The organism is Streptomyces sp. (assembly GCF_036566765.1).
Lineage (GTDB): Bacteria > Actinomycetota > Actinomycetes > Streptomycetales > Streptomycetaceae > Streptomyces.
The window spans coordinates 1-13,492 of the sequence record NZ_DATCVQ010000280.1 but is presented as its reverse complement, the minus strand read 5'-3'; the positions used below and the strand labels follow the sequence as shown (position 1 = coordinate 13,492).

Below are 13,492 nucleotides of genomic sequence, written 5' to 3'. Positions count from 1 at the left end.
ATCCCGTGGCCGACGTCCGCCTGCCGCCGCCCGGCCTCCGACGGCGACGGATCCGATCCGCCGCTGCCGGAGAGCCGCTTCTGCGGCGTCAGCGGCCTCTCAGTAGTCGATGCGGTCGGCCTTGGCCAGCCACGCGTCGAACGGCGCCGTACGGTTCGGCAGGTCCAGCCGCTCGACCGCCATCGGCCACATCTCCGCGGGCTTCTTGTCGAACAGGTCGTAGAACCGGCGGTCGTCGAACCCGGCCACCGCGGCATCGTGCCGATCGGCGGCGAAGACGAGCCGGTCGACGCGCGCCCACAGCGCGGAGGAGAGACACATCGGACACGGCTCGCACGAGGTGACCAGAACGCAGCCCTCGAGGGAGAAGGTGTTCAGCTCCTTGCAGGCGGCGCGCATCGCGCTCACCTCGGCGTGCGCCGTCGGGTCCAGGGACGCGGTGACCTGGTTGTTCCCGATGGCGACGACCTCGCCGCCCTTGGCGACCAGTGCGCCGAACGGACCGCCGCCGTTCGCCACGCTGTTGGTGGCCAGGCTGATGGCCTCTTCCATCCAGGCGCGCTCGAACTCCTGGACGCTGGCTTCTTGGGTGTGCGCGGTCATGGTCACTCCTTCATGGTTGGGGGACTCCCCCGAGGTGCTCTACCCGTGTGGGACGAAGCATCCGGGGCAACGGGTGGGGGGTCTGCAGGTGATCAGCGCGGCTCGACGCCGGCGATGTGCTCCGGTGCGAGCGGGGTGTGGGTGAGGTTCAGCCCCGCGTCCGCGGGCACGGGTCTCGGCGCGCGGCGCCGATCAGGGCCTCCACGAGGAGCGGCTGCCGTATGTGATGCTCAGGTCCAGCCAGGCGACCTCGACAGGTCGACCGGTTATCGTCTCAGCCACGGCCTTCTCCTTCGTGCACGACGTCAGAAGGATCGAGCAGAGTGGGCGACCGACAGTGGGGCCGTTACGGCCGGCGCTTCCCCCTGTGCGGCAGGGCGGAGAAGGTCCATGGCACTCATCCCTCACTTGGTTGCAATGTGCTGTTCTTCGTTGCAACTTGTGCCACGAGTACACAGCGAACCGAGCGAAGTCAGCCAGGAGTGGAAGACATGAAGGCTGAGACCGACCCTTCGTAGACTTCTACGAGAGCCGGTCCGACCTGCGATGTTGGTCGACCCGCAATACGGCGGACACAGTTGTGATCAGGCCGAAGAGGGTCGTGCCGCCCGGGATCTCGCGGACCACCGGTCAGGTCTGGGCCATGTCCACGAAGCGGGAGTAGTGGCCCTGGAAGGCCACGGTGATCGTCGCCGTCGGGCCGTTACGGTGCTTGCCCACGATGATGTCCGCCTCGCCGGCGCGCGGGGACTCCTTCTCGTAGGCGTCCTCGCGGTGCAGCAGGATGACCATGTCGGCGTCCTGCTCGATGGAGCCCGACTCACGGAGGTCGGAGACCATCGGCTTCTTGTCGGTGCGCTGCTCGGGGCCACGGTTCAGCTGCGACAGCGCGATCACCGGCAGCTCCAGCTCCTTGGCCAGCAGCTTCAGGTTTCGCGACATCTCGGAGACCTCCTGCTGCCGGCTCTCGGCCCGCTTGGAGCCACCGGACTGCATCAGCTGCAGATAGTCGATGACCACGAGCTTGAGCCCGGCCCGCTGCTTGAGCCGCCGGCACTTGGCGCGGATCTCCATCATCGACAGGTTCGGCGAGTCGTCGATGTACAGCGGGGCCTGGGAGACGTCCGGCATCCGGCGGGCCAGCCGGGTCCAGTCCTCGTCCGTCATGGTGCCCGAGCGCATGTGGTGCAGCGCGACCCGGGCCTCCGCCGAGAGCAGACGCATCGCGATCTCGTTGCGGCCCATTTCGAGGGAGAAGATGACGCTGGGCAGATTGTGCTTGATCGAGCAGGCCCGGGCGAAGTCCAGCGCGAGGGTCGACTTACCCATGGCGGGACGGGCCGCGATGATGATCATCTGGCCGGGGTGCAGACCATTGGTGAGCTGGTCGAGATCGGTGAAACCGGTCGGCACACCGGTCATCTCGCCGCTGCGGGAGCCGATCGCCTCGATCTCGTCGAGCGCGCCCTCCATGATGTCGCCGAGCGGCAGGTAGTCCTCGGTGGTGCGCTGCTCTGTGACCGCGTAGATCTCCGCCTGGGCGGAGTTCACGATCTCGTCGACGTCGCCGTCGGCGGCATAGCCCATCTGCGTGATCTTGGTGCCGGCCTCCACCAGCCGGCGCAGCACCGCCCGCTCGTGGACGATCTCCGCGTAGTACGAGGCGTTGGCCGCCGTCGGCACGGACTGGACCAGGGTGTGCAGGTACGAGGCGCCGCCGACGCGGGTGATCTCGCCGCGCTTGGTCAGCTCGGCGCCGACCGTGATGGGGTCGGCCGGCTCGCCCTTCGCGTACAGGTCGAGGATCGCGCTGTAGACGATCTCGTGCGCCGGCTTGTAGAAGTCGTGGCCCTTGATGATCTCCACGACGTCCGCGATGGCGTCCTTGGAGAGCAGCATGCCGCCGAGCACGGACTGCTCAGCGTCGAGGTCCTGCGGGGGGACCCGCTCGAAGGCCGACAGGCCGCCGTCCCAGGGGCCGCCCTCGCTGCCCCGGTCGTGCTGGTCGTCGCGGCCCCGGCCGCGTCCACGGCCACCGTCGCCGCGCTGCCTGGAGACGGGCAGACGGTCACTGGGCCCAGTGTCCGCCCAGGGGTCGTCCAAGGGCTCGGGAATGCTCACCAAGCCACCTCCTCCCGTCCGCACCGCGGACCTCTCCGTGCCACTCTTTCTTACGCCACGGCTCGGACAAACAAGAGGCTTTGACTCCGCTTCTGGCGCGTCGGGCGCCGCACCACGGTAGGCCCGCGGGCACCGTCAGCCAATCTGGTTATCCACAGGGCCTGTGGGTGAAGGCCCAGATGCTGTGGAGAAGTCCGTCGATCCTGTGCACGGACCGGGGGACAGCCATGTGGACAAACTCATAGACCCGCCCCCACCACCCCGTTGACCTGCGAGTTTTCCATCCACGGGCTGTGGGGGAGAAAAAGTTTCCCCGGCGGGCCAAGATCAGAACAAACGGCGCACACCCGAAGCCCCACTACAGAGAATTGTAAGGACTGCTGAAGGGTTGCATCTCTTACCTGTGGAAGATTAGATTGTGCGCATGATCCAGGCTCCCGCGACCCCCAAGGCTGTCCGACGGCAGCACGACCGAGAGATCATCTCCCTCGCCGTCCCGGCCTTCGGCGCGCTCGTCGCCGAGCCGCTCTTCCTGATGATCGACAGCGCCATCGTCGGCCACCTCGGCACCCCGCAACTCGCCGGTCTCGCCATCGCGGCCGCCCTGCTCACCACCGCCGTGAGCGTCTTCGTCTTCCTCGCCTACGCCACGACGGCGGCCGTCGCCCGCCGCGTCGGCGCGGGCGACCTCCAGGCGGCGATACGCCAGGGCATGGACGGCATCTGGCTCGCGCTCCTCCTCGGCGCGACCGTCATCGCCGTCACCCTGCCCACCGCCCCCTGGCTCGTCGACCTCTTCGGCGCATCGGACACGGCTGCCACGTACGCCGTGACCTACCTGCGAATATCCAGCCTCGGCATACCGGCCATGCTCGTGGTCCTGGCCGCCACCGGCGTCCTGCGCGGCCTGCAGAACACCCGCACGCCCCTGTACGTGGCCGTCGTCGGCTTCGCCGCCAACGCCCTGCTGAACCTGGTCCTGGTCTACGGTGCGGGCCTCGGCATCGCCGGGTCCGCCTGGGGCACCGTCGCCGCCCAGTGCGGCATGGCCGCCGCGTACCTCGTCGTCGTGGTCCGCGGCGCCCGGCGGCACGGCGCCTCCCTGCGCCCCGACGCGGCCGGCATACGGGCCAGCGCCCAGGCCGGCGTCCCGCTGCTGGTTCGTACGCTCTCGCTGCGCGCCGTCCTGCTGATCGCCACCGCGGTGGCGGCCCGGCTCGGCGACGCGGACGTAGCCGCCCACCAGGTGCTGCTCTCCCTGTGGAGCCTGACGGCCTTCGCTCTGGATGCGATCGCCATAGCGGGCCAGGCCATCATCGGCCGGTACCTCGGGGCCGACGACGCCCTGGGCGCGCGGCAGGCCTGTCGCCGCATGGTCCAGTGGGGCGTGGTCTCCGGAGTCGTCCTCGGCGTGCTCATCATCCTGGCCCGTCCGCTGTTCATCCCGCTCTTCACCACCGACTCGGCCGTGCGCGACACCCTGCTGCCCGCGCTCCTCGTCGTGGCGCTGTCCCAGCCGATCGCGGGCGTGGTGTTCGTCCTCGACGGCGTCCTGATGGGCGCGGGAGACGGCCCGTACCTGGCCGGGGCGATGCTGCTGACCCTGGCGGTCTTCGCCCCGGTCGCCCTCCTCGTCCCGACCCTCGGCGGCGGTCTTACGGCGCTGTGGTGGGCGATGACGCTGATGATGACCGTCCGCCTGCTCACGCTCTGGCTGCGGGCGCGCTCCGGCCGGTGGATCGTCACCGGTGCCACCCGCTGACCCGGCGGATGTTTCACGTGAAACGGCACTGTCGATGTGAAACGGCGCCGTTGATGTGAAACCGCCGCTGTTTCACGTGAAACATGCCAGAAGGGCCGCACCCGGAGGGGTGCGGCCCTTCTGTACTGCTGGAGCAGCGTTACGCGGCGACGATCTCGACGCCGAGCTTCGCGGCAACCTCGGGGTGCAGACGCACGGACACCTGGTGCGAGCCCAGGGTCTTGATCGGCGAACCGAGCTCGACGCGGCGCTTGTCCACGTCCGGGCCACCCGCGGTCTTGATCGCCGCAGCGATGTCGGCCGGGGTCACGGAGCCGAAGAGACGGCCGGCGTCGCCGGAGCGAACGGCCAGGCGCACCTTCGTGCCCTCGAGCCGAGCCTTGACCTCGTTGGCCTGCTCGATGGTCGCGATCTCGTGGATCTTGCGGGCGCGGCGGATCTGCGCCACGTCCTTCTCGCCACCCTTGGTCCAGCGGATCGCGAAACCACGCGGAACCAGGTAGTTGCGAGCGTAGCCGTCCTTGACGTCGACGACGTCGCCGGCGGTGCCGAGGCCAGAGACCTCGTGGGTCAGGATGATCTTCATTTTTCGGTCACCCTTCCCTTATCGCGCGGTGGACGTGTAGGGCAGCAGCGCCATCTCACGGCTGTTCTTGACGGCCGTGGCGACGTCACGCTGGTGCTGCGTGCAGTTGCCGGTCACGCGACGGGCACGGATCTTGCCGCGGTCGGAAATGAACTTCCGCAGCATGTTCGTGTCCTTGTAGTCCACGTACACGGTCTTGTCCTTGCAGAACGCGCAGACCTTCTTCTTAGGCTTGCGCACAGGCGGCTTCGCCATGGTGTTTCTCCTGTGTGATCAAGAAGTGGGGGTACGAGCCACTTCGAGGGCCGGGGCCCTAGAAGGGGGGCTCGTCCGAGTAGCCGCCGCCGGAGCTTCCGCCGGAGTTTCCACCCCAGCCGCCGCCCCCGCCGCCCTGCTGCTGGCCACCGGAGGGAGCTCCGGTCGCCCACGGGTCGTCGGAGGGAGCGCCGCCGCCCTGCTGCTGGCCGCCGCCGGAGTTTCCACCCCAGCTGCCGCCCTGCTGCTGGCCGCCACCGCCGCCGTAGCTGCCCTGGCCGCCGCGACCGGTGGTCTTGGTGACCTTGGCCGTGGCGTTGCGAAGGCTGGGGCCGACTTCCTCGACGTCCAGCTCGAAGACCGTGCGCTTGACGCCCTCGCGGTCGTCGTACGACCGCTGCTTCAGCCGGCCCTGCACGACGACGCGCATGCCTCGCTGAAGCGACTCGGCGACGTTCTCAGCCGCCTGGCGCCAGACCGAGCAGGTCAGGAACAGGCTCTCGCCGTCCTTCCACTCATTGGTCTGACGGTCGAAGGTGCGCGGAGTGGACGCGACGCGGAACTTCGCGACCGCGGCACCGGACGCGGTGAAGCGCAGCTCGGGGTCGTCGACGAGATTGCCGACGACCGTGATGACGGTCTCGCCTGCCATGGGTGAACCTCTCGGCGGGATTGCTTGGCTGCTTGCTGCTACTCGAACCCGATGACCTCTGAGCTAGGCGCTCAGTGGGTCTCGGGGCGGAGGACCTTGGTCCGGAGGACCGACTCGTTCAGGTTCATCTGGCGGTCGAGCTCCTTGACGACCGCAGGCTCGGCCTGCAGGTCGATGACCGAGTAGATGCCCTCGGGCTTCTTCTTGATCTCGTAAGCGAGACGACGACGGCCCCAGGTGTCGACCTTCTCCACCTTTCCGTTGCCCTCACGGACGACGGAGAGGAAGTTCTCGATCAGCGGGGAGACAGCGCGCTCCTCGAGATCGGGGTCGAGGATGACCATCACCTCGTAGTGACGCATGTGGAACCCACCTCCTTTGGACTCAGCGGCCACGGTCGTTCCGTGGCAGGAGGGTCGTGATGCGTGAGCGACGGTATCGGCCGCCTCTGACAATCCCCCTCGGGTGAGGGGCTCTGTCGGGACCCGTTGGACGGGCCTGGGCAGACACCGGCGCAGACCGTACAGAGTACCCGCACATCGGCTTCCGGTTGAAATCCGGTGGTGAGGGGACGCAATCTGTACACATCGGATACGGGCGGCGCTAGGATGCGCCGCCTTCCGGCAGGCACGCCAGGAGGTGCTTCATGGCACAGGCAATGCGTCCCAACTCCGGTCACTCCCTCTTCGCCACCGACGGCAAGCCGCACCCGCTCCAGGACACCCTGGTCGGGGTCACGCTCTTCCTCGGAGTCCTCTCCTTCACCACCGCACAGTTCCACGACCTGCATGTGCTGGCTTCATGGGCCGGGCTGATCGGCATCCTGACGGGGGCGTACGGGCAGTTCATCTCGGTGACCACGAGGGAGCGCTTCGCCTTGATCGTCGGACTCGGCGCCTCGGCCGTGGGGTTCTATCTCGGCATGTTCTACGGAGGCCTCGCCTGAGGCCTCCCTGGTCGGCCGTCGGCCGACGGACACAGCCATTCGGGACGCTCCCCGGGTCACAGTAGGCTTCGCGCGAGAGCCGGAGCCCCTGACCGATGGGGACACACCTGCCGAGGAGCGCCCCGCATGAGCCTGACCCTGAGGACCATCAGTCGTGAGCAGCATCTGGCGTACATCCAGAGCCAGCCCGCGGCGAGCCACTGCCAGGTCCCGGCGTGGGCGGACGTGAAGACCGAGTGGCGCTCGGAGAACCTGGGCTGGTTCGACAAGAACGGCGAGCTCGTCGGCGCGGGTCTGGTGCTCTACCGTCAGCTGCCCAAGATCAAGCGCTACTTGGCGTACCTGCCCGAGGGCCCGGTCATCAACTGGTACGCGCCCAACCTCGACGACTGGCTGCAGCCGATGCTGGCGCACCTGAAGCAGCAGGGCGCGTTCTCGGTGAAGATGGGCCCGCCGGTGGTCATCCGCCGCTGGGACTCGGCCGCCATCAAGTCCGGCATCCAGGACCCGGACGTGAAGCGCCTCAAGGACGTCGAGGCCACCCACATCGAGCCGCGCGCCTTCGAGGTCGCCGACCGGCTGCGCAAGATGGGCTGGCAGCAGGGCGAGGACGGCGGCGCCGGCTTCGGTGACGTCCAGCCCCGCTACGTCTTCCAGGTCCCGCTGGCGAACCGCTCCCTGGACGACGTCCTCAAGGGCTTCAACCAGCTGTGGCGTCGCAACATCAAGAAGGCCGACAAGGCCGGCGTCGAGGTCGTCCAGGGCGGCTACGAGGACCTGGCCGAGTGGCAGCGGCTCTACGAGATCACCGCGGTGCGCGACCACTTCCGGCCGCGTCCGCTGTCGTACTTCCAGCGCATGTGGACGGTCCTCAACAACGAGGACCCCAACCGCATGCGGCTCTACTTCGCCCGGCACGACGGCGTGAATCTGTCCGCCGCGACCATGCTCGTCGTCGGCGGCCACGTCTGGTACTCGTACGGCGCCTCCGACAACATCGGCCGCGAGGTCCGGCCCTCGAACGCGATGCAGTGGCGCATGCTGCGCGACGCGTACGCGATGGGCGCCACCGTCTACGACCTGCGCGGCATCTCCGACTCGCTCGACGAGACCGACCACCTCTTCGGCCTGATCCAGTTCAAGGTCGGCACGGGCGGCGAGGCCGTCGAGTACGTCGGCGAGTGGGACTTCCCGCTGAACAAGCTGCTCCACAAGGCGCTCGACATCTACATGTCGCGACGCTGAGGGTTGCGTAGTCTCGTAACGCTCGTGCACATCGCTCGTCCACGTCTCTGACATCCCTCAGACACGTCGCTGATCCACCGCACCCACCAGAAAGGTTCCGGGCCGGCCATGGCGCTCTCCCTCTACGTCGACACCGCTCGTTGGCGGGCGCACCAGAAGTCCGTGATCGACCAGTTCCCGGGGCTGGTGCCGGTCTGCAAGGGCAACGGGTACGGCTTCGGCCACGAGCGCCTCGCGGACGAGGCCGCGCGCTTCGGCTCGGACATCCTGGCCGTGGGCACCACCTACGAGGCGGCGAGCATCAAGGACTGGTTCGGCGGCGACCTGCTGGTCCTCACGCCGTTCCGGCGGGGCGAGGAGCCGGTGCCGCTGCCGGACCGGGTCATCCGCTCGGTGTCCTCGGTGGACGGCGTGCACGCCCTGGTGGGCGCCCGCGTCGTCATCGAGTGCATGAGCTCCATGAAGCGGCACGGCATCCGCGAGGAGGAGCTGGGCCAGCTGCACAGCGCCATCGAGGACGTGCGCCTGGAGGGCTTCGCGCTGCACCTGCCGCTGGACCGCACCGACGGCACGGACGCCGTCGAGGAGGTCATCGGCTGGATGGACAAGCTGCGGGCCGCCCGGCTGCCGCTGCACACGATGTTCGTCAGCCACCTGCGGGCGCAGGAGCAGGCGCGGCTGCAGCAGCAGTTCCCGCAGACCCGGTTCCGCGCCCGGATCGGCACCCGGCTGTGGCTGGGCGACCACGAGGCGACCGAGTACCGCGGGTCGGTGCTCGACGTCACGCGCGTCGCCAAGGGGGACCGGTTCGGCTACCGGCAGCAGAAGGCCGCCTCGGACGGCTGGCTGGTCGTCGTCGCGGGCGGCACCTCGCACGGCGTGGGCCTGGAGGCCCCTAAGGCCATGCACGGCGTGATGCCGCGGGCCAAGGGCGTGGCCCGCGCGGGTCTGGCGACGGTCAACCGGAACCTGTCGCCGTTCGTCTGGGCCGGCAAGCAGCGCTGGTTCGCCGAGCCCCCGCACATGCAGGTGTCGATCCTGTTCGTCCCCGCGGACGCCCAGGAGCCGCAGGTCGGCGACGAGCTGGTCGCGCACCTGCGGCACACGACGACCCAGTTCGACCGGATCGTCGACCGCTAGTCCCGCAGGTCCTGCGGCCGGTCCAGCCGGCCCTCGGGCCACTCGGGTCGGTCCTCGTGCTGGTCCCGCGGGACCCCCCACTCCACCCGTGGCCCCTCCACGGCCTGCGCCGCGTGCCGGGCCGGGTGGGCCGCCCTGCCCCGGACGAAGACGTCCTCCGCGCCGTCCAGGACGCCGCCGGAGGGGTCGTCCGAACCGTCGCGCCGCACCCCGTCCCGCTCCGGCATGAGGATGTCGCGGACGATCATCGCGCACACGAACAGCGTGCCGACTAGGTGCAGCAGGATCGCGAACTGGTAGCCCTCGGTCGGCAGGCCCTGCTTGTTGCCGCTGGTCGTGTAGGCGAGGTACATCCAGATGCCGAGGAAGTACATGACCTCGCAGGCCTGCCAGATCAGGAAGTCGCGCCAGCGCGGCCGGGCGAGCGCCGCCAGCGGGATCAGCCAGAGCACGTACTGCGGCGAGTACACCTTGTTGGTCAGGATGAACGCGGCCACGACCAGGAAGGCGAGCTGGGCGAACCGCGGCCGGCGCGGCGCGGTGAGCGCCAGCGCGGCGATCCCGGCGCAGGCCAGCAGCATCAGCAGGATCGCGTACGTGTTGGCGGTCTCCGGCTCGATCGGCTCGCCGGTGCGCTGGGTGATGACCAGCCAGAAGGAGCCGAAGTCGACGTTGCGTTCCTGGCTGAACGTGTAGAACTTCTTCCACCCGACCGGGGCCAGCAGCATCACCGGCAGGTTCACGACCAGCCAGGCGCCGGCCGCGCCGAGCAGCGCCGCACCGAACTCCCGCCACTTCCCGGCCCGCCAGCACAGCAACAGCAGCGGGCCGAGCAGCAGCACCGGATAGAGCTTGGCCGCCGTGGCGAGGCCGATCAGGATGCCGAAGGCGAGCGCGCGGCCGCGCGACCACATCAGCATGGCGGCGGCCGTGAGGGCCACGGCGAGCAGGTCCCAGTTGATGGTGGCGGTCAGCGCGAAGGCCGGCGCCAGGGCGACCAGGAGCCCGTCCCAGGGGCGGCGGCGGTGCGTGCGGGCGACGCAGACGGCCATGACCGCGGCGCAGATCAGCAGCATGCCCGCGTTGACCATCCAGTACATCTGCTCGCGGTGCATCAGGTCGTCGCCGCCGGGCGTCAGCCAGGACGCGACCTCCATGAACAGGCCGGTGAGGACCGGGTACTCGAGGTACTCCATGTCGCCGTCGAGCCGGTCGAAGTAGGGGATCAGCCCGTCGGCGAAGCCGCGCCCGAGGAACAGGTGCGGGATGTCGGAGTAGCAGGCGTGCGTGTACTGCGAGGTGGCGCCGCGGAACCAGGCCCAGTCGTAGCAGGGGATCTTCTGCACCATGCCGAGCGCGAACATCCCGATGGCCACCAGGGCGATGACCCGCACGGGGGTGAGGTGGCCGCCGCCGAGCCGGGCCCAGCGGCCGATCGGCCCTCCGAACAGCTCGCTGCCCGCGGCGGCGACCTCGTCCTGTCGGGTCGGCTGCACCACGGGCCGGTCCTGTTGCGGGCGGGTGTTCTGGTGGCTCGGCATGGGGGACATCCTGCCGTACCCGCTTGGGAACGCGGCGAGGGCCGCCGTGGCCGGAGACGTACGAGTACGTCCCCGGTCGCGGCGGCCCTCGTAGGCGCTGCGTCGGGCGGTACGGCCGCTAGCCGTCCGTTCCGCCGAAGAAGGTGCCTCCGTCGGTCTTTCCGCCGTTCCCGTTGCCGCCGTTCGATCCCGGCGATTGGGTGGGCGAGCTGGTGGGCAGTCCGCCGGTACTGCCGTCCGTCGCGCCGCCGTCGGTGGTGCCGCCGTTCGTCGCGCCGTCGGTGGTGCCGCCGGTGTTGTTGCAGTCCCAGTCCCACACGTCACAGCTCTTGCCCGGCTTGGGGCGGTTGGACGGGCGCTGCGAGGGGAGCGTGGACGGCATGTTGGAGGGGGACCCCGAGGGGCTGCCCGACGGGGTGGGCTTCGGGCTTGCCGCGCCGCCGCCGAAGACTGCCTCGGCGTCCTCCAGCTCCTCCGGCTCCGGGAAGTCCTTGGCCTCGGTGCCCTTGAGCGCCTGGACCATGTAGTCGTGCCAGATGCGCGACGGGAACGAGGAACCGTGGATCGTCTGCTGGCCACCCGTGTTGTACATCTTGAGGAACTCGCGCTTCGTGTTCTTCTCGTTGTCGTCGAGGCGGTACATGTCGATCGCCGTCGACAGCTGCGGGGTGTAGCCGACGAACCAGGCCGACTTGTTGTCGTCGGTGGTACCGGTCTTGCCGGCGACGTCACGGCCCGGGATGGCGGCGTTGTTACCGGTGCCCTCGGGGTCCTCGACGACGGACTTGAGGACGTCCGTGACGTTGCTGGCCACGGCAGGCTCGAAGGCCCGCTTCGTCTGGTCCTCGTGCTTGTAGACGACCTTGCCGCGCTTCTTCGCCTCCTTGACGGAGTACGGATCGCGCTGCTCGCCGTTGGTCGCGAAGGTGGCGTAGGAGCCCGCCATGCGGATGGCGCTCGGGGAGGAGATGCCCAGGGAGAACGACGGAACCTCGCCCTTGACCAGCGAGTCCTCCTTGAGCCCGGCATCCACGGCCGCATCGCGCACCTTGTCGATGCCGACGTCCATGCCCAGCTGCACGAACGGCGAGTTGGCGGACTTGACCATGGCGCGACGCAGGCTGACGGGCCCCAGGCTCTCGTCGCCCTCGTTGGCCTGCTTCCACTCCTTGCCGTTCTCGTCGTGCCAGATCGAGCCGTCGTAGTTCTTGATCACAAGGTTGTGCTTGGCGTTGTAGCGGCTCTTGTCCGGATCGACCTTCCTGCGGATGGAGGGGTCCTTCGGGTCCCGGACGCCGTCGGTCATGGCCGCCGCCAGGACGAAGGGCTTGAACGTCGATCCGACCTGGGCGCCGGTGTTGTCGGCGTTGTTGGTGAAGTGCTTGGTCGCGTCCTCACCGCCGTAGATCGCGACGATGGCACCGGTCTCGGTGTCGACCGAGGCGCCGCCGAACTGGACGTGGGTGTCGTACTTGGGGCGCTTCTTCGGGTCGATGTACTCCGCGCGGATGTTCTTGACAGAGTTCTCGAGCGCAATGACCTTGGGCTTTTCGAAGGTCGTGTAGATCTCGTAGCCGCCCCGTGAGAGCTGCGCCTCGGTGATGCCCTTGTCGTTGTTGTTGAGGAAGTACGCCTTGGCGAGGCTCACCAGGTAGCCGGTCTGGCCATTGAGCCCCGCCGCTGCCGTCCGCCCGTTGGGCATCGGGAAGTTGGGGAACTTGGCCTGCTCCGCGGCCGTCAGCTTGCCGTCCTTGACCATCTCGCCGAGGATCCACTTCCACCGCTTGGTCGCGCGTTCGGTGTTGTTCTTCTCGCTCGCCTCGGGGTCGATCTCGGGGGCGCCCGCCGGGTCGTAGTACGTGGCGCCCTTGAGCACCGAGGCCAGGAAGGCGCACTCGCTGACGGTCAGCTTGTTCGCGTCCCTGCCGTAGTACGTGCGCGCCGCGGCCTGGAGGCCGTAGGCGCCGCGACCGTAGTACGCGGTGTTCAGGTAGCCCGCCATGATCTCGGGCTTCTCCAGCTCGTTGCCGACCTTCATCGAGATGAACAGCTCCTTGACCTTGCGGGTCAGGGTCTGCGACTGGTCGGCGAGCCGGTTGTTCTTCACATACTGCTGGGTGATGGTCGAGCCGCCCTGGGTCTGTCCGCCGCTGGCCATGTTGAACACGGCCCGGCCGATGCCCTTCGGGTCGATGCCGGAGTCCGTCCAGAACGTCTTGTTCTCGGCCGAGACGACCGCGTCCTGCATCGCCTTCGGGATGGCCTCGAAGTCGAGGATCTGGCGGTTCACCTCACCGCCGGTGGCGGCCAGCTGTGATTTGTCCGCGTAGTAGTAGACGTTGTTCTGCGCCTTCGCGGAGTCGTCGACGTCGGGGATGCCCACCTGCGAGTACGCGAACGTCGCGCCGCCCATCAGCATGCCGAGGAACGCCAGCGTCAGGCCGGAGACGAGCTTCCAGGACGGCACCCAGCGGCGCCAGCCGTACTTCCCGTAGCGCGGGTAGTCGATCATGCGCTTCCGGCCCGGGGGACGACCGCCCCCGTGGCCCCGGCCGCCGTCGTAACCGTCGCCGCCACCGCCGCCACGCCGGCCTCCGCCGCCGTGGCCGCCCGCGCCTCCTCCGGCACCGCGTCTCCCCCC

General features: G+C 68.8%; 12 protein-coding genes. 4 read left to right on the top strand and 8 right to left on the bottom strand.

The features are described from left to right. Positions 1–99: 99 nt before the first annotated feature. Both VIU94_RS15685 and dnaB read right to left on the bottom strand, forming a co-directional pair. Positions 100–603: a nucleoside deaminase gene (locus VIU94_RS15685; protein ID WP_331911859.1), complete on the bottom strand. Its 504-nt coding sequence runs from the start codon at positions 601–603 to the stop codon at positions 100–102. Between the two features lie 630 nt (positions 604–1,233). Then, positions 1,234–2,724, bottom strand: coding sequence for a replicative DNA helicase (gene dnaB / locus VIU94_RS15680; protein ID WP_331911857.1), 1,491 nt, complete (start codon positions 2,722–2,724; stop codon positions 1,234–1,236). Positions 2,725–3,148: 424 nt separating this feature from the next. On the opposite strand from dnaB, the gene VIU94_RS15675 reads away from it, so the two are divergent. Beyond that, positions 3,149–4,486: an MATE family efflux transporter gene (locus VIU94_RS15675; protein ID WP_331911855.1), complete on the top strand. Its 1,338-nt coding sequence runs from the start codon at positions 3,149–3,151 to the stop codon at positions 4,484–4,486. Between the two features lie 139 nt (positions 4,487–4,625). On the opposite strand, the gene rplI is transcribed toward VIU94_RS15675, so the two are convergent. The 4 genes from rplI to rpsF all read right to left on the bottom strand — a co-directional run bounded on the left by rplI (position 4,626) and on the right by rpsF (position 6,341). Next, positions 4,626–5,072 (bottom strand): 50S ribosomal protein L9, encoded by a 447-nt coding sequence (gene rplI / locus VIU94_RS15670; protein ID WP_331911853.1) that lies wholly within the window; start codon positions 5,070–5,072, stop codon positions 4,626–4,628. Positions 5,073–5,090: 18 nt separating this feature from the next. Continuing rightward, positions 5,091–5,327: a 30S ribosomal protein S18 gene (rpsR, locus tag VIU94_RS15665; RefSeq protein WP_003956534.1), complete on the bottom strand. Its 237-nt coding sequence runs from the start codon at positions 5,325–5,327 to the stop codon at positions 5,091–5,093. Positions 5,328–5,385: 58 nt separating this feature from the next. After that, a complete protein-coding gene (locus VIU94_RS15660) occupies positions 5,386–5,979 on the bottom strand; it encodes a single-stranded DNA-binding protein (RefSeq protein ID WP_331911851.1) in 594 nt (197 codons plus the stop codon). 71 nt (positions 5,980–6,050) lie between these two features. Next, positions 6,051–6,341 (bottom strand): 30S ribosomal protein S6, encoded by a 291-nt coding sequence (gene rpsF / locus VIU94_RS15655; RefSeq protein WP_004950685.1) that lies wholly within the window; start codon positions 6,339–6,341, stop codon positions 6,051–6,053. A gap of 284 nt (positions 6,342–6,625) precedes the next feature. Between rpsF and VIU94_RS15650 the strand changes: the two genes are divergently transcribed. From VIU94_RS15650 to VIU94_RS15640, 3 genes are all read left to right on the top strand, one after another. Continuing rightward, positions 6,626–6,925, top strand: a complete 300-nt coding sequence (locus tag VIU94_RS15650; protein ID WP_331911849.1) for a hypothetical protein — start codon at positions 6,626–6,628, stop codon at positions 6,923–6,925. Positions 6,926–7,051: 126 nt separating this feature from the next. Next, complete coding sequence (locus tag VIU94_RS15645) at positions 7,052–8,170, top strand: lipid II:glycine glycyltransferase FemX (RefSeq protein WP_331911847.1); 1,119 nt, start codon at positions 7,052–7,054, stop codon at positions 8,168–8,170. A gap of 108 nt (positions 8,171–8,278) precedes the next feature. Then, positions 8,279–9,310: an alanine racemase gene (locus tag VIU94_RS15640; protein ID WP_331911845.1), complete on the top strand. Its 1,032-nt coding sequence runs from the start codon at positions 8,279–8,281 to the stop codon at positions 9,308–9,310. Here the strand turns inward: VIU94_RS15640 and VIU94_RS15635 are convergent. Both VIU94_RS15635 and VIU94_RS15630 read right to left on the bottom strand, forming a co-directional pair. Further along, the gene (locus tag VIU94_RS15635) at positions 9,307–10,851 is read right to left on the bottom strand and encodes a glycosyltransferase family 87 protein (protein WP_331911843.1); all 1,545 of its coding nucleotides are present in this window, start codon (positions 10,849–10,851) and stop codon (positions 9,307–9,309) included. The two genes, VIU94_RS15640 and VIU94_RS15635, sit on opposite strands and share 4 nt — an antisense overlap. Before the next feature lie 118 nt (positions 10,852–10,969). Further along, a partial coding sequence (locus tag VIU94_RS15630) for a transglycosylase domain-containing protein (RefSeq protein WP_414720960.1) occupies positions 10,970–13,492 on the bottom strand: 2,523 nt, incomplete at its 5' end.